The organism is Pantoea sp. BL1 (genome assembly GCF_000963985.1).
Taxonomy (GTDB): domain Bacteria; phylum Pseudomonadota; class Gammaproteobacteria; order Enterobacterales; family Enterobacteriaceae; genus Pantoea; species Pantoea rwandensis_B.
Genome location: NZ_JZRH01000036.1, coordinates 37,511 through 63,596 on the forward strand (window position 1 = coordinate 37,511; position 26,086 = coordinate 63,596).

27 protein-coding genes are annotated in these 26,086 nt (G+C 49.6%); 15 read left to right on the forward strand and 12 right to left on the reverse strand.

All coding sequences use genetic code 11. The features are described 5' to 3' along the window. The first annotated feature begins 1 nt into the window (after nt 1). Complete coding sequence (tpiA, locus tag VH86_RS17215; RefSeq protein WP_038644077.1) at nt 2-769, forward strand: triose-phosphate isomerase; 768 nt, start codon at nt 2-4, stop codon at nt 767-769. 138 nt (nt 770-907) lie between these two features. Here tpiA and VH86_RS17220 read toward each other — a convergent pair whose 3' ends face one another. From VH86_RS17220 to cpxP, 5 genes are all read right to left on the reverse strand, one after another. Beyond that, nucleotides 908-1,666, reverse strand: a complete 759-nt coding sequence (locus VH86_RS17220; protein ID WP_038644075.1) for a CDP-diacylglycerol diphosphatase — start codon at nt 1,664-1,666, stop codon at nt 908-910. A 130-nt stretch (nt 1,667-1,796) separates the two neighbouring features. Continuing rightward, entirely contained in the window at nt 1,797-2,786 is a 990-nt protein-coding gene (locus tag VH86_RS17225; RefSeq protein ID WP_034823765.1) for a sulfate ABC transporter substrate-binding protein, read from the reverse strand. Between the two features lie 147 nt (nt 2,787-2,933). After that, nucleotides 2,934-3,896 (reverse strand): 6-phosphofructokinase, encoded by a 963-nt coding sequence (gene pfkA, locus VH86_RS17230; RefSeq protein ID WP_034823768.1) that lies wholly within the window; start codon nt 3,894-3,896, stop codon nt 2,934-2,936. 207 nt (nt 3,897-4,103) lie between these two features. Further along, on the reverse strand, nt 4,104-5,006 hold the full coding sequence (fieF, locus tag VH86_RS17235; protein WP_045815705.1) for a CDF family cation-efflux transporter FieF: 903 nt from the start codon (nt 5,004-5,006) through the stop codon (nt 4,104-4,106). 200 nt (nt 5,007-5,206) lie between these two features. Continuing rightward, a complete protein-coding gene (gene cpxP, locus VH86_RS17240; protein ID WP_045833629.1) occupies nt 5,207-5,719 on the reverse strand; it encodes a cell-envelope stress modulator CpxP in 513 nt (170 codons plus the stop codon). A 150-nt stretch (nt 5,720-5,869) separates the two neighbouring features. Here cpxP and cpxR point away from each other — a divergent pair, with 150 nt between their 5' ends. Genes cpxR through trmL form a run of 3 tightly spaced genes read left to right on the forward strand, consistent with a single transcriptional unit; the run spans nt 5,870 to nt 8,450 of the window. After that, nucleotides 5,870-6,568, forward strand: coding sequence for an envelope stress response regulator transcription factor CpxR (cpxR, locus tag VH86_RS17245; protein ID WP_007885339.1), 699 nt, complete (start codon nt 5,870-5,872; stop codon nt 6,566-6,568). Further along, complete coding sequence (gene cpxA / locus VH86_RS17250) at nt 6,565-7,941, forward strand: envelope stress sensor histidine kinase CpxA (protein ID WP_034823776.1); 1,377 nt, start codon at nt 6,565-6,567, stop codon at nt 7,939-7,941. Before cpxR ends, cpxA begins: the two co-directional genes overlap by 4 nt. A gap of 35 nt (nt 7,942-7,976) precedes the next feature. Continuing rightward, nucleotides 7,977-8,450, forward strand: a complete 474-nt coding sequence (gene trmL, locus VH86_RS17255; protein WP_038644069.1) for a tRNA (uridine(34)/cytosine(34)/5-carboxymethylaminomethyluridine(34)-2'-O)-methyltransferase TrmL — start codon at nt 7,977-7,979, stop codon at nt 8,448-8,450. Here trmL and cysE read toward each other — a convergent pair. From cysE to VH86_RS17280, 5 genes are all read right to left on the reverse strand, one after another. Then, nucleotides 8,447-9,262: a serine O-acetyltransferase gene (gene cysE / locus VH86_RS17260; RefSeq protein ID WP_034823780.1), complete on the reverse strand. Its 816-nt coding sequence runs from the start codon at nt 9,260-9,262 to the stop codon at nt 8,447-8,449. The two genes, trmL and cysE, sit on opposite strands and share 4 nt — an antisense overlap. 67 nt (nt 9,263-9,329) lie before the next feature. Continuing rightward, nucleotides 9,330-10,349 (reverse strand): NAD(P)H-dependent glycerol-3-phosphate dehydrogenase, encoded by a 1,020-nt coding sequence (gene gpsA, locus VH86_RS17265; protein WP_045833630.1) that lies wholly within the window; start codon nt 10,347-10,349, stop codon nt 9,330-9,332. Then, entirely contained in the window at nt 10,349-10,813 is a 465-nt protein-coding gene (secB, locus tag VH86_RS17270; protein ID WP_034823785.1) for a protein-export chaperone SecB, read from the reverse strand. Before secB ends, gpsA begins: the two co-directional genes overlap by 1 nt. A gap of 39 nt (nt 10,814-10,852) precedes the next feature. Beyond that, the gene (gene grxC / locus VH86_RS17275) at nt 10,853-11,107 is read right to left on the reverse strand and encodes a glutaredoxin 3 (protein WP_007885328.1); all 255 of its coding nucleotides are present in this window, start codon (nt 11,105-11,107) and stop codon (nt 10,853-10,855) included. 17 nt (nt 11,108-11,124) lie between these two features. Beyond that, nucleotides 11,125-11,556 carry a rhodanese-like domain-containing protein gene (locus VH86_RS17280; protein WP_045833631.1) on the reverse strand — a complete coding sequence of 144 codons (432 nt, stop codon included), beginning with the start codon at nt 11,554-11,556 and terminating at the stop codon, nt 11,125-11,127. A gap of 249 nt (nt 11,557-11,805) precedes the next feature. Between VH86_RS17280 and envC the strand changes: the two genes are divergently transcribed. The 4 genes from envC (at nt 11,806) to VH86_RS17300 (ending at nt 16,246) form a co-directional block, all read left to right on the forward strand. Continuing rightward, on the forward strand, nt 11,806-13,107 hold the full coding sequence (gene envC, locus VH86_RS17285) for a murein hydrolase activator EnvC (RefSeq protein WP_045815707.1): 1,302 nt from the start codon (nt 11,806-11,808) through the stop codon (nt 13,105-13,107). A gap of 3 nt (nt 13,108-13,110) precedes the next feature. Then, the gene (locus VH86_RS17290; protein ID WP_045833665.1) at nt 13,111-14,010 is read left to right on the forward strand and encodes a divergent polysaccharide deacetylase family protein; all 900 of its coding nucleotides are present in this window, start codon (nt 13,111-13,113) and stop codon (nt 14,008-14,010) included. 102 nt (nt 14,011-14,112) lie between these two features. After that, nucleotides 14,113-15,342, forward strand: coding sequence for a glycosyltransferase (locus tag VH86_RS17295; protein ID WP_045833632.1), 1,230 nt, complete (start codon nt 14,113-14,115; stop codon nt 15,340-15,342). Then, on the forward strand, nt 15,335-16,246 hold the full coding sequence (locus VH86_RS17300; RefSeq protein ID WP_045833633.1) for a hypothetical protein: 912 nt from the start codon (nt 15,335-15,337) through the stop codon (nt 16,244-16,246). The genes VH86_RS17295 and VH86_RS17300 overlap by 8 nt, the downstream gene beginning before the upstream one ends. A gap of 27 nt (nt 16,247-16,273) precedes the next feature. On the opposite strand, the gene tdh is transcribed toward VH86_RS17300, so the two are convergent. Next, the gene (gene tdh / locus VH86_RS17305; protein ID WP_045833634.1) at nt 16,274-17,302 is read right to left on the reverse strand and encodes an L-threonine 3-dehydrogenase; all 1,029 of its coding nucleotides are present in this window, start codon (nt 17,300-17,302) and stop codon (nt 16,274-16,276) included. Next, on the reverse strand, nt 17,299-18,507 hold the full coding sequence (locus VH86_RS17310) for a glycine C-acetyltransferase (protein ID WP_045833635.1): 1,209 nt from the start codon (nt 18,505-18,507) through the stop codon (nt 17,299-17,301). Before VH86_RS17310 ends, tdh begins: the two co-directional genes overlap by 4 nt. A 231-nt stretch (nt 18,508-18,738) precedes the next feature. Between VH86_RS17310 and rfaD the strand changes: the two genes are divergently transcribed. From rfaD to VH86_RS17345, 7 genes are read left to right on the forward strand one after another with little or no spacing between them, the layout of a single operon-like run. Then, on the forward strand, nt 18,739-19,671 hold the full coding sequence (gene rfaD, locus VH86_RS17315) for an ADP-glyceromanno-heptose 6-epimerase (protein ID WP_045815712.1): 933 nt from the start codon (nt 18,739-18,741) through the stop codon (nt 19,669-19,671). Nucleotides 19,672-19,688: 17 nt separating this feature from the next. Then, a complete protein-coding gene (gene rfaF, locus VH86_RS17320) occupies nt 19,689-20,732 on the forward strand; it encodes an ADP-heptose--LPS heptosyltransferase RfaF (RefSeq protein ID WP_038644061.1) in 1,044 nt (347 codons plus the stop codon). 2 nt (nt 20,733-20,734) lie between these two features. After that, complete coding sequence (rfaC, locus tag VH86_RS17325) at nt 20,735-21,712, forward strand: lipopolysaccharide heptosyltransferase RfaC (RefSeq protein WP_045833636.1); 978 nt, start codon at nt 20,735-20,737, stop codon at nt 21,710-21,712. After that, nucleotides 21,709-22,791 (forward strand): glycosyltransferase family 9 protein, encoded by a 1,083-nt coding sequence (locus tag VH86_RS17330; RefSeq protein WP_045833637.1) that lies wholly within the window; start codon nt 21,709-21,711, stop codon nt 22,789-22,791. Before rfaC ends, VH86_RS17330 begins: the two co-directional genes overlap by 4 nt. 1 nt (nt 22,792) lies before the next feature. Further along, on the forward strand, nt 22,793-23,785 hold the full coding sequence (locus tag VH86_RS17335) for a glycosyltransferase family 8 protein (protein WP_045833638.1): 993 nt from the start codon (nt 22,793-22,795) through the stop codon (nt 23,783-23,785). Nucleotides 23,786-23,792: 7 nt separating this feature from the next. After that, on the forward strand, nt 23,793-25,082 hold the full coding sequence (locus VH86_RS17340; protein ID WP_045833639.1) for an O-antigen ligase: 1,290 nt from the start codon (nt 23,793-23,795) through the stop codon (nt 25,080-25,082). 3 nt (nt 25,083-25,085) lie between these two features. Next, nucleotides 25,086-26,078: a glycosyltransferase gene (locus tag VH86_RS17345; RefSeq protein ID WP_045833640.1), complete on the forward strand. Its 993-nt coding sequence runs from the start codon at nt 25,086-25,088 to the stop codon at nt 26,076-26,078. Nucleotides 26,079-26,086 lie beyond the last annotated feature (8 nt).

Here is a 26,086-nt window from a genome sequence, read left to right on the forward strand (position 1 = left end):
AATGCGACATCCACTGGTTATGGGTAACTGGAAACTGAATGGCAGCAAGCACATGGCAGGCGAGCTGATTGAAGGTCTGCGCAAAGAGCTGTCTGGTGTTGAAGGTTGTGGCGTAGCAATTGCTCCACCCACTCTCTATCTTGACCTGGCAAAACACGCCATCTCCGGCAGCCACATTGCACTGGGTGCACAGAACGTTGACGTTAACCTGTCTGGCGCATTCACCGGTGAAACCTCCGCAGAAATGCTAAAAGATGTCGGCGCGAAATACATCATCATCGGTCACTCTGAGCGTCGTACTTACCACAAAGAAAGCGACGAGTTCATCGCGAAGAAATTTGCTGTGCTGAAAGCAGCCGGTCTGGTGCCAGTCCTGTGCATCGGTGAAACCGAAGCAGAGAACGAAGCGGGCAAAACGGAAGAAGTGTGTGCACGCCAGATTGACGCCGTGCTGGAAACTCAGGGTGCGGCTGCGTTCGAAGGCGTGGTTATTGCCTACGAGCCAGTTTGGGCGATTGGTACCGGCAAATCCGCTACCCCTGCGCAGGCCCAGGCCGTGCACAAATTCATTCGTGACCATATCGCGAAGAAAGATGCGGCGATTGCTCAGCAAGTGATCATTCAGTACGGCGGTTCTGTTAACGACAAAAATGCCGCAGAACTGTTCACTCAGCCAGACATCGATGGCGCGCTGGTTGGTGGTGCTTCACTGAAAGCCGATGCGTTCGCAGTGATCGTGAAAGCAGCTGCAGCAGCGAAAAACGCCTAAGTTTTCGGCGTGTAATAAGGCGGCTGATAAGCCGCCTTTTTTATTACCAGAGATTTAAAGGGTATGTGATGAGACAGTATTTCAAACCCACCCAACGTGATAACCGGTTTCCGTGAAGCTTGAGATTGGAAGCCATGATTAATGGTTCAAAATCTGGCATTGATGGTCCTGCAACTCTTCTGCAGAACCGCTGTTAAGCATTAACCAGTTACGTTCCAGCGCCAGCAGGGCTAAACGCCCATCCGGCAATGCCGTTAGCGCCATCCCATATTTTCCCATCTCGCTCCGCGCATTAGGCACTTCAGTCGCCAGACGGATAAAGGCACTTTGCTGGGCCAGTTCAGCCGTCGACAGCGCACGAATCAAATAGCGATGTTTACGTAGCGTAGCTGACTGCCACTGTTCGTTGAGCTTCGGGCTTAACGCATCAAGCCGTTGGCGCACATCAGGTCGCAGACAAGAGATGTGGATGTGCAGTTGATTCTGCGTACGGCCATATTGCGCGTTGATGGCCAGAGACAGCGCGCTGTCAGCAATCGGCGCACCGCGTTTCTTTGCCAGCAGACTACGCTGCAGCCAGGCAGCGGCAAAAAGATTTGGCGTAGCGGGTTCGAGAATGATCGGGCTTTCCATGCCAGTGATTTTCTCAATCGGCATCAGCAAATACTGTAAAGGCCCGTTGAGATCTTTCAACGTGACATAACCCTGTGCCGTATTCACTTGCTGGCAAGGGGCGGGATTGCCACTCTTCGCCAGATTGGGCACGCACTTCTCATTGATGATCTGCCAGAGGGCATTAGAGTTTTTCTGGAAATGGAAGGCGCTGACGATCAGTCCGACAATCAGCACCAGCAGTAAAACGGTTAGCAACTTCAGGGTGCGACGACTTCCCTGCATGGCCTAATTCCTCTGTTCATCACCTGCCAGCATCCTCGCCTGCCGTCTGGGCAATGTCACGGACTTTTACTGCTCTACAATGCAAAACGGCCAGCATCAGGCTGACCGTTTCTGTTTGATGCGATGACGATTACGGTTTCATGACCTGATCGTAACTGCCACCATCGGCGAAGTGCGCTTTCTGCGCTTGCGTCCAGCCACCGAACTTGCTGTCGATAGTGAACAGTTTCACCGGTGCAAAGGTACTGGCAAACTTTTTCGCGACTTCAGGATCGCGCGGACGATAGAAGTTTTCCGCTGCGATGGTCTGGCCTTCTGGTGAGTAGAGATACTTCAGGTAATCTTCGGCCACTTTACGCGTGCCCTGCTCATCCACCACCTTATCGACCACCGAAACAGTGGGTTCTGCCAGAATCGATTCGCTTGGCGTAACGATTTCGAACTTGTCTTTACCCAGCTTGTTCACCGCCAGATACGCTTCGTTTTCCCAGGCAATCAGCACATCGCCTATGCCACGTTCTACGAAGGTGTTGGTCGCGCCACGTGCACCGGAGTCCTGCACTTCCACGTTCTTGAACAGCGCCTTCACATACGCCAGTGCTTTGGCCTGGTCACCGTTGTTTTGATCCAGCGCCCAGCCCCACGCGGCCAGATAGTTCCAGCGTGCGCCACCTGAAGTTTTCGGGTTTGGCGTGATCACCGATACGCCAGGTTTAATTAAATCGTTCCAGTCATGGATGCCCTTCGGGTTGCCTTTGCGTACCAGGAACACGATGGTTGAAGTATAAGGGGCGGAGTTGTCTGGCAGGCGCTTAATCCAGTTTTTATCGATCCGACCACGGTCAGCAATAGCATCCACGTCAGACTGCAGCGCCAGGGTCACGACATCAGCACGAATGCCGTTGATCACAGAGGTTGCCTGCTTCCCTGAACCGCCATGAGACTGACGGATCACCACATTGTCGCCCGTTTCCTGCTTGTAGTGTGCGCTAAACGCTTTGTTGTACTGTTCATACAGCTCACGCGTTGGATCGTAAGAAACGTTTAACAGCTGGATATCCTTTGCCAAAACACTGGTGGAAGCCAGTAACAGGGTGACACCAATACTCCACTTGTTCATTGCTTGCTCTCCCGAGGTCGTTATAGAACAAGACTGACATAAACCAATCCAATGATTAAAGAATTAAAAATAAGTGGTTATAACTGGAGGGAATATAAGTGGAGATAAAAAAGGGCACGGTGGAGGCCGCGCCCTGATTCAGTTTGATTAGTAGAGTTTTTTCGCCGTATCCAGCCAGTCGCGCTTGAATGGGCGCTTCATGTTTTCAATCGCGTCAATGATGTCGTGATGCACCATCTTCTCATTCTGAATGCCGACACAACGTCCGCCGTAGCCCTGCAACAGCAGTTCGATGGAGTAGGCCCCCATACGTGACGCCAGGATACGGTCGTAAGCACATGGCGCACCGCCACGCTGAATATGCCCAAGCACAGTGGCACGTGTTTCGCGTTTGGTTTCTGCTTCGATGTAATGCGCTAAATCGTCGATATCACAGATGTGTTCGGTAATGGCCACAATGGCGTGTTTTTTACCTTTGGCGATACCCGCTTTGATCTCTTCGACCAGCTCTTCACGGGTATAAGGAATTTCCGGCAGTACGATGAATTCACAACCACCGGCGATGGAAGCAGCCAGAGTCAGATCGCCGCAGTAACGACCCATCACTTCCACGATGGAGATGCGCTGATGCGAAGAGGAGGTGTCGCGCAGACGGTCAATCGCTTCAACCACGGTTTCCAGCGCCGTGAAGTAACCGATGGTGTAATCGGTACCGGCAACGTCATTATCGATGGTGCCTGGCAGACCAATGCACGGGAAACCCATTTCCGTCAGACGTTTGGCACCCATGTAGGAACCGTCACCGCCGATGACCACCAGCGCGTCAATGCCGCGCTTCTTCATGTTCTCAATGGCAACCTGACGAACTTCCTCATTACGGAAATCCGGGAAGCGCGCAGAACCGAGGAAAGTACCGCCACGGTTGATCATGTCGGACACACTGTAACGGTCGAGGTTGATCATACGGTCTTCATACAATCCCAGATAGCCGTCGTAGATACCAAAAACTTCAAGGCCTTCACTCAGCGCGGAACGGACAACTCCGCGGATGGCTGCGTTCATGCCTGGGGCGTCACCGCCGCTGGTCAGTACTCCGATTTTTTTGATCATGACAACCTCTGGATTGTTCAAAACTAAGGATTATTCCTGCCTGCCGACCGGTGTAAACCCGCTCACGATCGTGCGGCTTAATAGTTGCAGATAGTATATCAAAGGCTTGATGCTGAATTGATTCAGGTCAGACAAGTTTTCGCTATTTTTTTACAGAGTTGTTAGCGTTACGTCATTTTTATAACGCAACACCATGATATTTAAACGCTAAAACTGGAAAAAGCCTTGCTGATTTTCCGGCACCACCGAGCAGGGATCCTGATGGATGATAACATCCGAACCGGGAAACTTAAGCCGCAGTGCTTGCTCGATCTGATCCGCTACCTGATGTGCCTGCACCAGCGGCAGGTGGTCATCCATTTCCAGATGAAGCTGAATAAAACGGGTGGGCCCGGATTGACGCGTACGCAGTGCATGGGCTCCGCGCACACCTGGCCAATCGCTAACCAAATCGATAATCGCCTGCTTCTCTTCTTCCGGCAATGCGCGATCCAGCAAAGATTGCACCGCTTCATAGCCCATGCGCAAAGCGTTGTAGAGGATGTACACCCCAATCCCCAGCGCAAAGAGCGCATCTGCCCGGACAAAACCATAGCTGCTTAACACCAAAGCCACCAGGATCGCGCCATTCATCACCACGTCAGATTGATAGTGCAGCATATCCGCACGTATCGCCTGGCTGCGTGTCCGACGCACCACCCAGCGCTGGAAAGTCACCAGTAACAGGGTGGAAAAAAGGGCGACCACAGTGACGACGATACCGACCAGCGGCGCCCGTAATATATTGGGTGAGGCCAGATGCTGAATACCAGTGAGAAATAAAAACAGTGCTGAGCCGGAAATAAACATGCTTTGTGCCAGCGCGGCAAGCGACTCCGCTTTACCGTGGCCGAAGGTATGATCAGCGTCCGCAGGCTGGAGTGAATAGCGCACCACCAGTAAATTTGTCAGCGATGCAGCGATATCCACCAGTGAATCGACCAGGGCGGCCAACATACTGACTGAGCCGGTCAGCCACCAGGCAAAAACCTTCACGATCAACAGTAATGTCGCCAGCGTCGTTGCCGCCAGTGCCGCGCGGTTGACGAGTTTCGCGTAGGAGGGATCCATGCCATGCCTCGTAGAAGCGTCTGCTCAGCGCAACGCCGTTAATCACATAATGGCTCAAGTTTATCATCGGCAAGCGTAAGCTGCGTGAATTGAATATTAAGGTGATGATGCAGCACAGGATTGGCAGATAAAAAAAACCCCCGCATCATGCGGGGGAAGACAGGGATGGTGTCTATGGCAAGGAAAACAGGGATACTATGTTACTGGTTACTGCTGGTACTACTCACTGCATGCAGCGGTGATGATGGCTGCAATCCTGAGAGCTGACGCATATCGTTAAGTCGCCGCTCATAATTCTTCTGCAATGTCGCTTGCTGTGCAGGCGTTAGCAGGTGATACATCTGGTTGCGAACCCGAGCCATCTCAACTTGCAGCTCAATCTGCGCGCGGGCTTGTTTCTCTGCCTGCTGTCGGATAGCCGATTCGTTAAATTTGTCTGCAATGACAAGGTCATGCATAGTTTCAATATCCTGAACGCTCATAACCGGGCGCTCATGTCGTGCTTGCTGCATCAGGTCTCGCATCTGTTGCCGCTGTTGTTCAGTCAGCTCAATGCCATCGAACATGTGTCTTTGCGGATTTTGCGTCATACTGCCTGTCGTCAATCCGCCGTTATGATGCATCTCGTCAATCGTCGTCGTGTCTGCTGCTTCTGCGCTGGCGTGACTGAGAACCATCGCTGAGGCAATGACGACGGCGGTTAAGTAGCGCATCGTTTACTCCCAGTTCGTTCCGTTTTGCGATTCAACGAGAGCTAGTGTAAGGCGATAGCTGCAAACATCCGTCAGGGGGTGTAAAACTACGTAAAGCGTTGGATTGCAAGTCAAGGAACACGGTATTTTGCCTGCGGAGGGCAACAAAAAATGAATAAAATCCTGTTGGTTGATGACGACCGCGAATTAACTTCGCTGCTTAAAGAACTGCTTGAAATGGAAGGTTTTGAGGTGATTGTCGCCAGCGATGGCGAGCAGGCGCTTAACCTGCTGGATAACACCGTTGACTTGTTATTACTCGACGTCATGATGCCGAAGAAGAACGGTATTGATACGTTGAAAGAATTACGACAACAGCACCAAACTCCGGTCATTATGCTGACTGCTCGCGGTAGTGAGTTGGATCGTGTTCTTGGCCTTGAGCTGGGCGCGGATGACTATCTACCTAAACCGTTTAATGACCGTGAACTGGTGGCGCGTATTCGGGCTATTTTGCGCCGTTCAAACTGGAGCGAACAACAACAGCAGCATGACAATAGTTCACCCACGCTGGAAGTGGATTGCCTGCGCCTCAACCCAGGCCGCCAGGAAGCCAGCTTCGATAGTGAAACGCTGGATCTGACGGGCACGGAATTCACGCTGCTCTATTTGCTGGCACAGCACTTAGGTCAGGTCGTGTCGCGTGAGCACCTCAGCCAGGAAGTGCTGGGTAAACGCCTGACGCCGTTTGACCGCGCGATTGATATGCACATTTCAAACCTGCGTCGTAAATTGCCGGAACGTCGTGATGGTCATCCGTGGTTTAAAACGCTACGCGGACGCGGCTATCTGATGGTTTCGGCATCATGATTGGAAGTTTGACCACCCGCATCTTCGCCATTTTCTGGCTCACCCTGGCGCTGGTGTTGATGCTGGTTTTGATGGTGCCCAAACTCGACTCACGCCAGATGACCGCACTGCTGGAAAGTGAGCAACGCCAGGGCACCATGATTGAACAGCATGTTGAAGCTGAGTTATCGCAAGATCCCCCTAACGACCTGATGTGGTGGCGCAGGCTCTTTCGCGCCATCGACAAATGGGCCCCACCCGGCCAACGCTTGTTATTGGTGACCAGCGAAGGCCGGGTGATCGGGGCGCAGCATAATGAAATGCAGGTGATTCGTAACTTTATCGGCCAGTCTGATAATGCCGATCATCCGCAGAAGAAAAAGTATGGTCGTGTGGAGATGGTGGGCCCGTTCGCCGTGCAGGATGGTGAAGATAACTATCAGCTCTACCTGATCCGCCCCGCCACCAGTTCTCAACTGGACTTCGTCAATCTACTGTTTGACCGTCCGTTATTGCTGCTGATTGTGACCATGCTGATTAGCTCGCCGCTGCTGTTATGGCTGGCGTGGAGCCTGGCGCGTCCTGCACGTAAACTGAAACATGCTGCCGATGAAGTGGCGAGCGGAAACTTACGCCAGCATCCTGAACTGGAATCTGGTCCACAGGAGTTTCTGGCAGCAGGTTCAAGTTTCAACCAAATGGTGAGCGCACTGGAACGCATGATGACCGCACAGCAGCGTTTGTTATCCGATATCAGTCATGAATTACGCACGCCACTGACACGTTTGCAATTGGCTACTGCCCTACTGCGCCGTCGCAATGGTGAAGGTAAAGAACTTCAGCGTATCGAAACAGAAGCCCAGCGGCTTGATGGCATGATTAACGACTTGCTGGTGCTCTCACGCACTCAGCATAAAAATGCCTTAGTCAGTGAAGCGATGAAGGCGAACCAGTTGTGGAACGGTGTACTGGAAGATGCCAAATTCGAAGCCGAGCAGATGGGTAAAACCATGGATGTGCCGTATCCGCCAGGTCCGTGGCCACTGTACGGCAACCCGCATGCCCTGGAGAGCGCACTGGAAAACATCGTACGTAATGCGCTGCGTTATTCCCACACGCATATCAGTGTGAGCTTCTCGGTGGATATTCAGGGTATTACCGTTCACGTTGATGACGATGGCCCAGGCGTCAGCGCTGAAGATCGCGAGCAGATTTTCCGCCCCTTCTACCGCACGGATGAAGCACGCGACCGTGAATCTGGTGGTACCGGTCTCGGACTGGCGATTGTAGAAACGGCCGTGCAACAGCATCGCGGTTGGGTGAAAGCCGATGACAGCCCATTAGGGGGGCTGCGGCTTACGCTCTGGTTGCCGCTGTACTCCGCTCGTCAATAATTTGCTATGCTTCGGCCCTCGTTTCCGGGGGCCTTATGCTGAACATCGTTTTATTTGAACCTGAAATTCCGCCAAATACTGGCAATATCATCCGCTTGTGTGCCAATACAGGCTTCCAGTTGCACCTGATAGAGCCGTTGGGCTTTGCCTGGGATGACAAGCGTCTGCGCCGCGCCGGGCTCGATTATCACGAATACACCTCACTCAAAAAACACGCCAATTACTCTGCGTTTATCGAGTCTGAAACACCACAGCGCCTGTTTGCACTCACCACCAAAGGTACACCTGCCCATAGCGCTGTGAGCTATCGGAAAGGGGATTATTTGTTGTTTGGTCCTGAGAGCCGTGGTTTGCCGGCAGAGATACTGAACGCGCTGCCAGCAGAGCAGAAGATCCGCATCCCGATGATGGCTGAAAGTCGCAGTATGAATCTGTCGAATGCGGTATCTGTGGTGGTTTATGAAGCGTGGCGCCAGCTTGATTATGCTGGCGCGCTGATCAAGAGCTAAATTCCGTCGCCGTACTCAAAGCCCGCGCCGTTGAAGAGTTGGTCCATATCCATCGAAGGTTTATCGCTGGTGGGTTTGCCAACAATACGCGCAGGCACACCGGCTGCCGTGGTATGCGGCGGCACCGGTTGTAGTACCACCGAACCCGCACCAATTTTCGCGCCGCGCCCAACTTCAATGTTACCGAGAATCTTGGCACCTGCACCAATCATCACACCTTCACGGATTTTCGGATGGCGATCGCCGCTGGTTTTTCCGGTACCGCCTAGCGTTACCGACTGCAAAATCGACACGTCATTTTCCACTACGGCGGTTTCACCAATCACGATACCGGTAGCATGATCGAGCATGATGCCGCGACCAATACGGGCTGCTGGGTGAATATCCACTGCAAAGGAGACGGAGATTTCGTTCTGCAAATAGACGGCTAACGCGCGGCGGCCCTCTTTCCAGAGCCAGTGGCCGATGCGATAAGCCTGTAATGCATGGAAGCCTTTCAGATACAGCAACGGCGTTGAATACTTATCAACGGCAGGATCGCGCTGGCGCACGGCTTGAATATCGTAAGCTGCAGAGACAATCATCTCTGGATCTTCGCGATACGCTTCCTCAACGATTTCACGTACCGCAATAGCTGGCATGATCGGGTTGGCGAGTTTGTTCGCCAGCATGTAGCTTAGTGCGCTGCCAAGATTTTCGTGCTTGAGCAAAGTCGCGTGATAAAAGCTGGCCAGCATGGGTTCACAATCAGCCAGCGCTCTGGCTTCAGCTTTGATGTTGTTCCAGACCAGTTCTAACTCTTCTGACGACATTGCTCTGTGCTCCCGATAAAAAAAGCGCCTGAGAGGCGCTGCAGGTGATTTAGCTGAGCATCCTGCTTCAGCTTTGGCTGTTTTCGTCCTTCCTTGCACGGCCAAGTAAACTCAATGCTGCCTCTCGCGCCGATTTTTCGCAATACAGTACCTGATAAATCTGCTCGGTAATGGGCATTTCAACACCCATTCTCGCCGCCAATGCTTTGACTTCTTTGGTGTTTCGATACCCTTCTACAACTTGTCCGATAATGCGCTGTGCCTCATCCACGCTCTCGCCTTGTCCCAGCATCATGCCAAAACGACGATTACGGGATTGATTATCGGTACAGGTCAGTACTAAATCGCCCAGCCCCGCCATGCCCATAAAGGTGGTGGGATCGGCACCCAGTGCAGCACCGAGGCGGCTCATCTCCGTTAATCCACGTGTGATTAACGCGGTACGTGCGTTGGCACCAAAACCGATGCCATCAGAAATACCGGCACCAATCGCAATCACGTTTTTCACCGCGCCACCCAGTTGCACGCCGATGAAGTCTGGATTGTTGTACACGCGGAAGCTTTTACCGCAATGCAGTTTTTGCTGCAGGTCTTCAGCGAACTGTGCGTCAGTGGCAGCCAGCGCTATCGCTGTAGGCAGGCCCGCTGCAAGCTCTTTCGCGAAAGTTGGGCCGGAAACCACGGCCAGCGGAATTTGATCGCCGAGGATTTCACGCGCAACATCCTGCAAAAGCCGGCCAGTTTCTTTTTCGAGGCCTTTGGTTGCCCAGACAATTCGGGAATCTGCACGCAGATGCGGCTTCAGTTGGGTGAGAACATCACCAAACACGTGGCTGGGCACCACCACCAACAGATCACGACTGGCACTCACCACCGTTGCCAAATCGGCTTCAGGAACAAGATTGTCAGGGAAAGGTACATCAGGCAGGAAAGCGGCATTACATCGGTCAGCCTGGAGCTGTGCCACACTGTGCGGATTGTGGCCCCAAAGCAGAACCGGATGGCCGTTACGAGCCAACGTAATGGCCAATGCGGTGCCGTACGAGCCGGCACCGATGACGCTAATCGAAGCGTTGAAGGTAGTCATCAGGCATCCTGACGTGGCGCTTCGCCTTCACCTTGCTGCTGCAGATAGTTCATGAACAGGGCATCAAAGTTAACTGGCGCCAGATTGAGCTGCGGGAAAGTACCACGAGACACGAGGCTGGTGATGCATTCACGTGCATACGGGAACAGAATGTTCGGGCAGTATGCACCGAGGCAATGTGCCATCTGAGTGCCTTCGATACCGCCGATGGTGAAGATACCCGCCTGCTGAACTTCGCACAGGAATGCGGTGTCTTCACCAACGGTTGCTGTCACGGTAACGCGCAGAACAACTTCATAGACTTCATCAGCCAGCTGAGATGAAGCGGTGTCCAGATCCAGTTTCACTTCCGGTTCCCACTCTTTCTGGAAAACCTGAGGCGCGTTTGGCGCTTCGTAAGAAACATCTTTGGTATAAACACGTTGAATCTGGAACTGCATTTCGTTTGTGCTATGTTCTGACATGTTACTAAATCCTGTGAGTTAAATTGTCTGACCGAAAAATTATGCCTGGAGTAAGGGATCCAGTCCCTGACGCCCATCCAGCGCGTAAAGATCGTCACAGCCACCAATGTGCTGCGCATCAATAAATATCTGAGGAACTGTCGTACGCCCGCTTCGCTGAATCATCTCTTCACGTTTCGCCGCGTTCCCATCAATAGGAATCTCCTGGAACGAAACACCTTTCTGATCCAACAATGCTTTTGCCCGGTGGCAATAAGGGCATGTGACTTTGGTGTAAATCTCAACATTAGCCATGCGGTTACCTCTGGGAATTATTTACCGCGTACCAGCGGCAGATTCTCACCACTCCAGCCGCTCACGCCATCTTTCAGCACGGAGACTTTTTCAAAACCTTCAGCGCTCAATTTAGCGGCTGACTCACTTGCGCTCTGACCAGTGGCACATACCACAATTATGGGCTGGGACTTGTGCTTTTCCAGTTCGGCAAAGCTCCCTTTTTTGATGTCAGCCGCTGCAATATTCACCGCACCTGAAATGTGCCCTTTGCGATAATCATCGCGCGAACGCACGTCTACAACCACCGCATCCTCTTTGTTGATCAGGTGGGTTGCTTCACCACGGCTGATGGTTTTTACCTTAGAGAACATTCCTTTAACGGTGGTCACAATCACCAGAACGAGTAAAACAACCCATGCCAGACTAAGGATGGTGTGATTGCTTGCAAACTGCATAATTTCTTGCATGAGGGGTAACGACTCCAGACCGGGCTAATAAGCTAAAACAAGGGTTCTGAGTATACCTGCGCCACTTAGCATGTACAGTCGCGAAGCGGGCAGAGTTACGATTTGTGCGTCATTTTCCAAAAAAAGTGTTCTAATCGCAAAATTGAGTCAAGGTTTATGCCGCTAAGCTCGGCACCGACATCTTTCGTAAAGCAAAACCCGCCCGGGATAACTGGTAAGCGGCTGTTCATCGTGGAATAATTATCGACTATGAAGGGAAAAGCGACCGTTACACACACAAGGACCTGTCACAACGGCCCAGCGCATCCGTTGTTATTTCGCTGGTCCGAAATCTCCCTGAGCTTGCTCTGCGCGGGCGCACTGTTATTGCCCGTTTACGCGCACAGTGCGGATGACAGTAAAACTCAGCTCAAGTCCATTCAGCAGGATATTGCTGACAAAGAGAAAAGCGTTAAAGCGCAGAAATTACAGCGCAGCAAACTTCTCGATCAACTGCAAAGTCAGGAAAAAGTGATTGCGCAGGCCAGCAGGCAGCTTCGGGAAACGCGCAATAGTTTGACCGCGCTCGACGGCGAAATCACGCAAATTACCACCTCCATTTCTCGCCTGGAAAAACAGCAGGCTCAGCAGGAAAAACTGCTGGCTCAGCAATTGGATGCGGCTTTCCGACAAGGCCAGCACAATGGGTTACAGCTGCTGCTGGGCGGTGAAGAAGCACAGCGCAGTGAACGCATTCTTGCCTATTTCGGCTACCTTAATGCTGCACGCCAGAAAAACATCGACGATCTCAAACAAACTCAGCAACAGTTGGCCGAGCAGCGTCAGGCATTGCAAGGTAAGCAGGAACAACAAAAATCCCTGTTAGCCCAACAGCAGTCGCAGCAGGCCAAACTGGAAACCGCCAGTGCGGCACGTAAGAAAACCCTGACGGTACTGGAAAGCTCGCTGGAAAAAGATCAGGCCGATTTGGTTGAGATGCGAGAAAACGAAAGCCGTCTGCAGGATAAAATTGCCAAAGCCGAACGCGAAGCGCGTGAGCGTGCCGAACGTGAAGCACGCGAGGCAGAAAAAGTACGCCAGCGTCAGGCGCAGGCAAAAGCCAAGGGATCAAGCTATCAACCCACACAAAGCGAACGTGAGTTGATGGCACGCACCGGTGGCCTCGGTAAGCCTGGTGGGCAGGCGGTGTGGCCGGTGAATGGACGTATTGAACACCGCTTCGGTGAATCCATGCAGGGTGAGCTGCGCTGGAAAGGTCTGGTGATTGATGCACCAGAAGGCACCGAAGTGAAAGCCATCGCCGATGGACGCGTACTGATGGCCGACTGGCTGCAAGGCTACGGTCTGGTTGTGGTATTGGAACATGGTAAAGGCGATATGAGTCTTTATGGCTACAACCAAAGTGCGCTGGTGAGCGTGGGTACTCAGGTGAAGGCAGGACAGCCTATCGCCCTTGTGGGTACCAGTGGCGGCCGCGGGACGCCTTCGCTCTACTTTGAAATCCGACGTCAGGGACAGGCCGTCAATCCACTACCGTGGTTAGGAAGATAAGTGTTGTTTCAGCCTCAAAAGCTCTCAATTGCGTTCTGCGCACTGTTTTTCACACTATCGGCTCAGGCAGGTAAACTCTCAATTGTGATTGATGACTTCGGTTATCGTCCGGTTGAAGAGAATAAAGTGCTGCAAATGCCCGCTGCGATTTCGGTCGCTGTACTGCCGAATGCACCTCATGCTCGTGAGATGGCGACAAAAGCACATCAGGGCGGTCATGAGGTGTTGATTCACTTGCCAATGGCACCACTCAGTAAACAACCGTTGGAAAAAGATACCTTAACCCCAGAGATGAGCAGCGAAGAGATCGCACGCATTGTGCGGGATGCCTCGGGTAAAGTGCCTTTCGCCGTAGGTTTGAATAACCATATGGGCAGCAAAATGACCTCTAGCCTGCCCGGCATGCAGAAAGTGATGCAAGTGTTAAATCAGTACAATTACTACTTTCTCGATAGCATGACGATTGGTAATAGTCAGTCCATTCCCGCAGCACAAGGTACGCATGTTAAAGTGCTGAAACGCCGGGTATTCCTTGATGACAGTCAAAATGAAGCAGCGATCCGTGAACAGTTTACCCGTGCCGTAAAACTGGCACAGCGCGATGGCTATGCCATTGCGATTGGTCATCCACATCCCACCACCGTTCGTGTGCTGCAACAGATGCTGCCATCACTGCCAGCCGATATTACGCTGGTACGTCCGAGTCAATTGCTGAATGAGCCTGTGCATCAGGGCAAAACACCGCCGACAACCGATAAATCTCCGGGACCGAAGTTCCGTGCTCCAGGCGTGTGTAAGGTTAGTAAACCACTGACACCCGTGCCGCAGAGCAGAGCTGTTCAAATTGTGCTTGAAAGCATCAGTCATAGCCGATTAATGAAAACGCTGGGAAGCTTGTATTGATTATTAGGCAGGAGTTCTGTCTCATTAAAATGATTCACATCCCTGGACAAACATTATAATTTATGCGAAACATGACCGCACATAGAAAGGATATCAGTACGGATGAAGCCGCATAAAAGAAAAATCCTGCTACTCGACAATGGTCTTGAATGGGGTGGTGGAACGAACAGCATGCTTGAATTACTGAAGCGTATTGATCGTGAAAAATTCGAGGTTACTTGCTGTTTTTACCACAATTACTCACGTGGAAATGGCGAAACGATTGAATTAATTCTCAATTCTATAAATGTACCTGTATTTTTCATACCTCAGATTAAACAACCTCGCTGGGCAAAAATAAGTAAAGAAATCATCCGAACTATACTGTTCTTCAGTACCAAGGTACACAAAGCCATCATAGGGAAAATTGATTATAAATGGCGGATCTTACCTAATGCTTACAAAATAAATTCACTACTACAAATGGGTCAATATGATGCCCTTTACATGAACAACCAACCCAGTACTAACGTCGAGGGTTATATCGCTGCACGCCAATTAGGAATCGCTATTATTCAACATTGCCGTATTGATCCTATACTTAATGGCCCATTGGTGCGAATGGTTAATGAGTATTGTGATGCCATTATTTCAGTATCGAATGGCGTCAACAGCACGCTTCGCCAACGAGGTGTTGATGCACGCCGTTGCTTTACTGTTAATAATGCAATTGACATTCATCAATCATTGCCAGACCGCTTAGCCTTCCGTCGGCAACTCAGTATAGCGCCTGAAACGTTTGTTTTTGGATCTATTGGCTCATTGATTTTACGTAAAGCGAATCACCACATTCTTAAAGCATTGGGGCATTTCAAAAGAACACATCCTCAGGCCAACTGGAGAATGATTGTGGTAGGCTCAGGCCCAGAACATGAAAATCTTGAGAAACTGGCAGTTCGTGAGAACATCAGCAAAGAGATTATTTTTACTGGATTTCAAAACAACGCTTTAGACTTCCTTTCATCATTTGATACTTTCATCCTTGCATCAAAAAGTGAAGGTCTTCCTCGCGTAGTGCTTGAAGCGATGCTTGTTAATACAGCCGTAATTGGTTCGAATGTGACAGGTACAACTGAATTAGTTAATCACAATAGTACCGGGCTTTTATTCGAATATGGTGATATTGATAGACTGACACAACATATTACTCTTCTTTGGAAAGATGTTGAATTACGTCAAAGACTTGTTGATGCAGCGGCAAAGAAAGTTCGTGAGAATTATGCTATTGAAAACTATGTCAGTGGTGTGGAAACCATATTGGAACAGGTAATAAGAGAAAAAAAACATGCTTAAATTTTTAAATAAGCGCTATAAACACATTCGCTCCCGACATAATATCGATTATGGTCTAATGGACACCCAAGGCGATATTCCAGTGACTTCCGTTGTCATTCCTTGCACAGGGTCGGACTATATTGAAGAGGCTTTACTAAGCGCATCTTTCGCCAGCAAGTTTGCGCCTCAAATTAATGAAATTGTTATTGTCACCGATCAGTCTGAAAAAGAGTTTGGTCTATTACCTGCCTTAACACGCGTTGTCAAACTTGACGTTACTGACCGCGAAGAAAGCTATCGCTATAAACAAATATATCGAAGCCGTCTCATTAAGTTACAGGCACCTTTACAAGCGAAGGGGGAAGGTATCTTGATGATTGATTCAGACTTAAATCTGCTTAAATCACCCGTCATCAATTTGCGGCAAGACCATATTTACTCCAGTTTCCGACAGGGTAAGATGATTGCAAAATTAGAGGGCGCGGCTAAAGAGTCGATTCCTGCTTATTATCATTCTTCGATTCGCCCTCATTTCGTGGACCATGTAAATGGGGCATATTTGGCGGCAACGCGTAAAACATGGAAGCGTATTTGCCCCCTGTGGTTGGCGCTCTTTCAGGACACCTGGGAGTTGATGAACGATGATCAACCACCAACCGACCAACTACCTTTAGCAACTCTACTGGATTTACTAGATATACGAACGGTTAATTTAGGTGAGTGGGCGAATTGGCCGGTTTCTAAACGTATAGGTGGTCAATCAGCCATTATCCCGCAAGAAGTCATTGGTGCGCATGGTGGTTTCCCATTGAGTGAATGGCAAAAATATTTGCAGGATCCCACTCAACCACTCTGTTTCAAAGGTCAGGATTACACACGAAAAGTGCGTTACCTGACCGATTCTGAAAAAAAGCAATCTTAATATACTTCGGCCATAAAGCCGGGGCTATCAATCCCAGCTCAATACCACTTTTCCTGAACGCCCGGATCGCATCTCGTCAAATCCCTGCTGGAATTCATCGATGTGGTAGCGATGTGTGATGATGGGCGTTAAATCGAGGCCGGATTGAATCAACGCTGCCATTTTGTACCAGGTTTCAAACATCTCGCGGCCATAGATGCCTTTGATGAACAGTCCTTTGAAGATCACCAGATTCCAATCGATCGCCATCTCGCCCGGCGGAATGCCCAGTAGAGCGATTCGCCCACCATGGTTCATCACCTCCAGCAGGGTGCGAAACGCGGGAGGCGCGCCAGACATCTCCAGCCCGACATCGAAACCTTCGGTCATACCCAGCTCAGCCATCACATCGCGCAGATTTTCCTGCGCCACATTGACGGCGCGTGTCACACCCATCTGGCGTGCCAGACCGAGGCGATATTCATTGATATCGGTGATGACCACATTGCGTGCGCCTACATGTTTGCACACCGCTGCAGCCATAATACCAATGGGGCCAGCGCCAGAGATCAGCACATCCTCGCCGACCAGATCAAACGAGAGCGCGGTATGCACGGCGTTGCCAAAGGGATCGAAAATCGCTGCCAGCTCGTCAGAGATATTGTCGGGAATCTTGAAAGCGTTAAATGCAGGGATGACCAGGTACTCAGCAAAACAGCCCTGACGATTGACGCCGACACCTACGGTATTGCGGCACAAGTGAGTGCGACCGGCGCGGCAATTTCGGCAGTGACCGCAGGTGATATGACCTTCGCCGGACACACGATCGCCAAGGGAAAAGCCTCTTACCTCTTCGCCCATACCGACGACTTCGCCGACATATTCATGACCAGTGATCATCGGAACGGGAATGGTTTTACGCGACCAATCATCCCAGTTGTAAATGTGAACATCGGTGCCGCAAATTGCGGTTTTACGAATTTTAATCAGCAGGTCGTTGTGACCAGGTTCCGGAATCGGTGCATCCTTCACCATCCAGATACCTTCTTCGGCTTTGAGTTTGGCCAATGCTTTCATCGTTCTGCTCCTGCGATCACGCCCAACTGTCGGCCAATGCGAGTGAAGGCGGCAACGGCATGTTCCAGTTGTGCCTGCGTATGACCTGCAGATATCTGAGTGCGGATGCGTGCCTGACCTTGCGGCACCACCGGATAAAAGAAGCCTGTGACGTAGATGCCCTCTTTTTGCAGCAGGCTGGCAAACTGCTGAGCCACTTTTGCATCGCCAATCATTACCGGAATGATGGCGTGGTCAGCACCCGCCAGCGTAAAGCCGGCTGCGGTCATCTTCTCGCGGAAGAATCGGGCGTTATCCCAAAGGCGCTGGCGTAACCCATCGCCTTCACTGAGCAGGTCTAACACCCGCAGCGAGGCAGCGACGATGGCAGGTGCCAGGGAGTTGGAAAATAGGTAAGGGCGTGAACGCTGGCGTAGCCACTCAACCACCTCTTTTTTCGCAGCCACATAGCCACCGGAAGCACCACCTAGCGCTTTGCCTAATGTGCCAGTCAGGATATCTACGCGATCCATTACGCCGCAGTATTCATGGGTGCCACGCCCAGTTGCACCGACAAAACCGACCGCATGGGAATCATCAATCATCACCAATGCGTCAAATTCGTCGGCCAAATCGCAAATGCCTTGCAGATTGGCAATCACGCCATCCATCGAGAACACACCGTCTGTGGCGATCAGAATATGGCGTGCACCTTTATCACGCGCTTCCTCTAACCGAGCACGTAACTCAGACATATCGTTGTTGGCATAGCGATAGCGCTGGGCTTTACACAGGCGTACGCCATCGATAATTGAGGCATGATTGAGTGCATCAGAGATGATGGCATCTTCCGCACTGAGCAGTGTTTCAAACAGACCGCCATTGGCATCGAAGCAAGAGGAAAATAGGATGGCATCTTCCATGCCGAGAAAGGCCGCCAGCTTTTGTTCCAACTGCTGATGGATATCTTGTGTGCCGCAGATAAAGCGCACGGATGCCATGCCGAAGCCGTGGGAATCCATGCCTTCTTTGGCGGCCTGAATAAGTGCGGGGTGATTCGCCAGACCGAGATAATTGTTGGCGCAGAAGTTAATCACCGGAGGACTATTAGCGACATGGATCTCAGCCTGCTGCGCCGACGTGATGGTACGTTCTTGTTTGAACAATCCATCGCTACGTGTTGTCTCAAGCTGTTGACGGATTTGCGAATAAAACTGACTGGACATGATTCTGCTCCTCAGATAGCAAAATTTTGGCACATATTACTGATCAGGACGCATCGTGCCGACATTTCTGCCAGAGAAATCTTCGTTTTGCAGCATAGTTCACGCGATGGATGCAAATTGTGCAGCGGTTACGGAGTCATCTGGCTGCCTGCCGCGGGCTGAAATGTTATGATGTTAGGCATTCGTGCGTGAAACCTCCTGTTTCACCCCAACTGTTTAAAGGCAAAGCATATGATTATCGTAACCGGTGGCGCTGGCATGATTGGCAGCAACATTGTTAAAGCGCTGAACGATCGCGGTCTTACCGATATTCTGGTGGTGGATAATCTGAAAGATGGCACCAAATTCGTGAATCTCGCAGATCTGGATATCGCAGACTACATGGACAAAGAAGAGTTCCTCTCTTACATCATGTCCGGCGAAGATCTGGGTCCAATCGAAGCGGTATTCCATGAAGGTGCCTGCTCGGCGACCACAGAGTGGGATGGCAAGTACATGATGGATAACAACTATCAGTACTCGAAAGACTTGCTGCATTTCTGCCTGGAACGCGAAATTCCTTTCCTTTACGCCTCTTCAGCGGCCACTTACGGTGGCCGCAATGAAAACTTCATTGAAGAGCGCCAGTACGAGCAGCCGCTGAACGTCTATGGCTACTCGAAAATGCTCTTCGACCACTACGTGCGTCAGATTCTGCCGGAAGCCGATTCTCCAGTGTGTGGGTTCCGCTATTTCAACGTTTACGGCCCACGCGAAGGTCACAAAGGCGGTATGGCGAGTGTGGCTTTCCACCTCAATACTCAGATCAGCAATGGTGAAAATCCAAAGCTGTTTGAAGGTAGCGACGATTTCCGCCGCGATTTCATCCATGTTGACGATGTTGTTGCGGTAAACCTGTGGTGCTGGGAAAACGGTGTATCTGGCATCTACAACTGTGGTACAGGCCGTGCGGAGTCCTTCCAGGAAGTCGCCGATGCAGTGCTGAAGTTCCATCAGCAAGGCCAGATCGAATACATCCCGTTCCCTGAGAAACTGAAAGGCCGCTATCAGGCATTCACTCAGGCGGACCTGACCAATCTGCGCGCAGCGGGTTATGACAAGCCATTCAAAACCGTTGCTCAGGGTGTGGGTGAATACATGACCTGGCTCAATCGTAAAGCATAAGGAAACCGGCACCAGCGATGAAAATTCTGGTCATTGGCCCTTCCTGGGTCGGCGATATGATGATGTCGCAAAGTCTCTATCGCACGCTCAAGGCTGAGCACCCGGATGCGGTCATTGATGTAATGGCGCCGGCATGGTGTCGGCCACTGCTGTCACGGATGCCGGAAGTCAATCAAGCGCTGGCGATGCCACTGGGCCATGGTGCTTTGGCACTGGGTGAAAGGCGGCGTTTGGGGAAATCCCTTCAGGCCAGCGGTTATGACCGTGCTTATGTGCTGCCGAATTCGTTCAAATCAGCGCTGGTGCCGTTCTTTGCAGGTATTAAGCGCCGTGTCGGTTGGCGCGGTGAGATGCGTTATGGCGTGTTGAACGATGTGCGTGTGCTGGATAAAGCCGCGTTTCCGCTGATGGTGGAGCGCTATGTTGCACTGGGCTACGACAAACCCATCGCCTCCGCTCAACAGTTGCCGCAGCCATTACTGTGGCCACAGTTGCGTGTCGATGAAGACGAGAAGCGCATGACGGCAGCGCAGTTTTCTTTGTCGGCCGATCGTCCTGCTATAGGGTTCTGCCCTGGTGCCGAATTTGGTCCAGCGAAACGCTGGCCGCACTATCATTACGCTGCGCTTGCTGAACAACTGATTGGCGAAGGGTACCAGGTGGTGTTGTTCGGTTCCGCGAAAGATCGCGAAACCGGTGACACTATCGTTCAAACGTTATCGGAATCAGCGCGGGTACACTGCAAAAATCTGGCCGGCGATACGCAATTAGAACAAGCGGTAATCTTAATCGCACATTGTGCGGCTATCGTCAGTAATGATTCCGGGTTGATGCACATTGCCGCCGCACTGAACCGTCCTTTGGTCGCCTTGTATGGCCCAAGTAGCCCGGATTTCACACCACCGCTGTCTCATCAGGCGCGCGTAATTCGTTTAATCTCCGGCTATCACAAAGTACGCAAAGGTGATGCCGAAGAGGGTTATCACCAAAGTCTCATTGATATTCAGCCGGCTCGAGTTCATCAGGAACTCAGCACGCTGCTGCATTTGGTGCAGGAGTAGCCATGCACGTTTTGATTGTAAAAACCTCCTCAATGGGGGACGTGCTGCACACGTTACCGGCGCTCACAGATGCGATGCAGGCTATTCCCGGCATTCGTTTTGATTGGGTTGTCGAAGAGAATTTTGCACAGATCCCCAGTTGGCATCCGGCAGTGGATAAAGTGCTGCCGGTGGCGATTCGTCGCTGGCGTAAACATTGGTTTGGCAGTCAGCAGCGCGAAGAGCGCGTCTTGTTCAAACGTGAGCTGCAATCGCGCCAGTATGATGTGGTGATTGATGCCCAGGGGTTGATCAAAAGCGCTGCGCTGGTGACGCGCCTGGCTAAAGGCGTTAAGCATGGACAAGACAGCCGCAGCGCGCGGGAACCCTTTGCCAGCTGGTGGTATGACAAACGCCATGAAATTAATAAACAGCAACACGCGGTTGAACGCACGCGTGAGCTATTTGCGAAAAGCCTGGATTATGCGAAACCGGAGACCCAGGGTGATTATGCCATTGCGGGACATTTCCTTTCTAAGCTGCCCAACGATGCGCATCAATACCTGGTGTTTTTGCATGCGACCACCCGCGATAACAAACATTGGCCAGAGGCGCACTGGCGCGAACTTATTGAACGGGTACAGCCGACGGGTCTGCGGGTGAAACTGCCGTGGGGTGCTGAACATGAGCATCAGCGTGCATTAAGAATGGCGGAAGGTTTTTGCCACGTTGAGGTGCTACCAAAATTAGCGCTGGAACAAGTGGCACAGCAGTTGGCGGGGGCACGCGCTGTCGTTTCGGTCGACACGGGTTTGAGTCACCTGACCGCCGCGCTGGACCGCCCGAATATTACGCTGTTTGGTCCAACTGATCCGGGGCTGATTGGGGGGTATGGGAAGAATCAGCATGAGTTAAAGGCAGAAAATAATAATTTAGAATACTTAAGCGCTTTAAATGTTTATAAGAAGCTCTCGATATTACTCGTGGACAACACGCTATGAATTACGTCATCATATATATTTTACTACTTCCCTTAAAAGGGATAATGCGTTTATTTTATCGCCCAACGGGGCGGAGCCTGGTAATTCAAACGGCTAAAATTGGCGATTTTATCAATATTACACCTATGCTTCGTGCACTCATAAAATCCGACGTACTGATTAGTAAGACGGTAAAACCATTAGCGGAACATGACGAAACCATATCTAAAATTTTTTTAATTGAAGAAGCCAAACGCAATTTAGTAACGAAAATTAATTTGGCTTTTTCTATAATGAATCGTTACGACAATATTTACTTGGTACAACCAAACAGCACCAACCTCTTTTTTTCCGCATTATGCAACGCGCCAAATAAGCAGTTTTTACGGACTTATGTATTAAAACCATACCATGCTATCTTCTATCGTACTGCCAAAGGGATTGTGGAGCATAGAAAACAAGATTTGACCATCGATAGCTACCTTAAACTCATTAATCGTGAATATAGTCATACTGATTTCCCTAAGCATGCTACCTCTCCGCTTTTTGAGCCTATTTCCCCCCCCGTTGCGCTGATGTCAGTTCATAAAAATTTAAGAATAGGCATCAGCATCTCAGCGGGTAATCGCGCAAAAACGATACCCGCAGCCGTGTGGAATAAGCTCATGGAGGCAATGGCTGATTTACCCTGCACATGGTATGTGTTTGGCCCTCCGTCCGAGCAACCCTATCTGGACGAACTGCTAACTCTAACTGGAAATAATGGAAACATTGTTAATTTAATAGGACATTTAACCCTTGAAGAGGTTCCATGGGCTATTGATAAAATGGATGTTTACATTGCGTCCGACTCAGGTAATGTCTACATCGCGGATGCGCAAAATGTACCAGTTGTAGTACTTTATGGACCCTGTAATGTTCAGGAACAACGTCCGATAAATAAAGTATTACTAATCGGCCCTGATAATATTCCAGCAACCAGCTTTATTTTTTCAGCACCCTATACATTCAAAAACTCTGCAGATGAACTTTTTAAGCTTGATGATGAAAAAATGCAGTCTATTAAGTCATTCATAATTGGAATATGGAATTCAAAATAAAATGACTCCTTCCTACCTGTCCAATCCAATTAATAACAGTGAACTGATAGGCTGTACGCTCATTGAAAAAAATGGTACTCCCTATCATGTCGCCTTTGCTATCAATCAGGCTTACACCCGAGGGATGGGGATTTCCCTTTTTTCACTGCTTAAACATCATCCAGAGCAGTCATTTCACGTACATATTTTTACCACAAGCATATCCGATCAGGACAAAAGTCGACTAAAAGTTCTGGCCAAACGCTATCCAGTCGCTATTTCTGTACACCTTTTTGATGAAACCTGGATGGACGATTTACCCACCATAGGCCGTTATTCTAAGAGTATTTATTTCCGACTCATCATTCCAGCCGTGGTGAAAAATCACAGTGACAGAGTACTTTACATTGACGCAGATACACTGGTCACTGGCGATCTCACAGACCTTCTTACGCTAGATTTTTTAGGTAAGACTGTTGGTGTATGTAACGACACGAAACGGGCACGACAGATACAATGTGCGGCATTAAAGTTGACGAGTGGTAATTATTTCAACTCTGGATTATTGATGATTAATATTCCGCAATGGAATTCCCACCATATTACCGAGCGTGTTTGCGACCTATTGACCAGAGAAGGTCCCTCTTTTCGATTCCCTGATCAGGATGCGCTAAATGTCCTGTTGGAAAATGAGACATATCTTCTACCAAAAAAGTACAACTATATTTATGACATTATATCTCATAAAGTATGGCATGAAATCCAATTACCTGAAGATACTGTAATGGTTCATTTCACCGGAAAATGTAAACCTTGGCATAACTGGGCTGGAGGGGATATATCAGAATTATATGATTATTATAACGCTCAATCCCCTTGGTCATCACAAGCCTATGAACAGCCGGGTAACTATAAAGAAATCAAACGCCTATCTCGTATACATTGGTATAAAGGAAATTACCTTCAATTCCTGGAATGCTCTGCAAAATATATCAAGATGAAGTTTTTCAAGTGAGGATGTTATGCGCTTACCATTAAGTTTTGAAAGCATGGGAAATAAAAAAAACCTTGGGAATGTTATTTTCTTCCTAATGCTTATCTCAATGTCATTTTTTCTCGTTTCAGGGGCGATATCACGAAACGCATTCTACATACTCACTTACATTGCAGTGATTACCTTTATATGGTTAGTCGTAAAACAAGACAAAAAGGTATATTTCTATTTAGTGCCCACTCTCTTTCTAGCCTTAGGGCTTTCAAAGTGGATTTGGGCACTTGTAACAGTGAACCATCATTTGCCTCTAATAGCAGAACATTATGAGATTAGCGGTAAAAGAATGATTTTAGGTTCTTTTTTACTTTATATTATCCACCGAATGAGTGCAGATTGGGAAATATCTCCATTACTGGTTAAGTATGGAACCCTCTTACTCTGCGCAATGCTGATAGTCGTTATCATAATTAATGTTAACATTGCCATAGCAACCCATAATCGTCCGAAAATCAATTCTGACGCAGCCACATCGGGCGCTTATATGTTTACACTTTTAGCATTGGTTACGCTATGGTCAATTCGCCATATTTTTAAGCGTCATTATATTTTACCGATAATAATAATCTCAGCCATCTCATTTATTCTTTTGGCCGTATCTGGCACTCGTTCCGCTATTATTCTCTTTACGATATTTTGTGTCGTCGGCGTTATTTATTATTTCGCCCACTCGAATTGGAAAATGATAGTTTCGGCACTTAGCTTACTCCTTCTGTTAATATTTACTGGATTTTTCTTTGCCGGGAAATATTCAAGTGAACTACTCGCACGCGTAGATTCAGTTAAAACTGAAGTCACGGAATATCAGAATGGTAACCCCAGCACGTCGATTGGGGGGCGAATTGGGATGTGGCAATCGGGTATCTGGGCTTTTGCTCAGCATCCATGGGGACAATCAGCAGATAGCCGCAATGATGAGGCAAAAATTTGGATAGAAAACAACCAACCCAGCAATAAGATTGCTCTTTGGAATATTCAGTTCCACACCCACAATGATTTGGTTGAAAGCTTTTCACTCCAGGGAATTATAGGTGGAGCTATTATGCTTTCCTTGTTTGCAAGCCTGCTTTTTTCCCCCTTTACGGGAAGTGAAAAGCGTTATGAATTGCTGCTATTAGCCATACCCGTCGTCTATTTCAGCATGGGTGATTCACAGTTTTATAATCGGGAATCTCCTTATTTCATTATACTTCTATGGGGATACTTTTTCATAATGAGACATGCTAAAACTTCATTTATTATTAACAAACAAAGCCGTTAGTTTATGACACAGAATATTGCACCTTTGCTATCCGTCATCACACCTATGTATAACGCGGGTGAGATGTTTCATAACTTTATGGAATCTCTTCTGGCGCAAACACTGAAATCACTGGAAATCATTATCGTTGATGATGGCTCGACCGATGGGTCCGGTCAATCTGCTGACGCTTATGAGCAACAGTATCCTCATGTACATGTTATTCATCAAACAAATGGCGGCGTATCTTTAGCACGTAATGCTGGATTGGATATTGCACGTGGTAAATATGTCACGTTCCCGGATTCAGATGACACCATGTCTCCGGAAATGTATCAAATACTAGTTGAAATGGCCGAACAGGAAAACCTGGATGCTGTCCAATGCAATGCTGAGTGGTTTTTTAAAACTAGCAAGACAGTTAAGCCTCTTATCCCATTAAAACGTTTAAGAAGCACTAAAATATTAAACGGTCCTCAATGGCTAAATAAAGCGCTCCAGACTCATCGATACATGCATGTGGTGTGGCTGGGCATTTATCGTCGTGAATTGATTGAGCAAAACAATCTTACTTTCGAACCAGGGCTGCATCATCAGGATATTCCCTGGACCACAGAGTTCATGTTCAACGCCAAACGCGTGCGCTACACCGAGCAAATGCTCTACCGCTACTACCTGCATGATGCCTCCATAAGCAACCGCAAACGCACCGGTCAGCGCAATGTGGAGTATCAACGCCACTACCTGAAAATCGCCAGGATGCTGGAAGAGATCAATACACGCTACCGCGATAAAGTTAAAATCTATCCCGCATTTCATTATCAAATCACACATGAAGCGCTCAGCGTCTGCCATTCCATTCGCCGTGAACCGGAAGAGAGCGCACGGCAGGCGATGATTGCGGATCTGTTTGCAACGCAAACCCATAAAAGGATGCTGCGTAATGCACGCGGCGCGCGGCAGTGGTATCAACTGCTGTTATGGCTGAGTCGCATTTATCGCTGGCGTAACAAATAAGCGTCGCG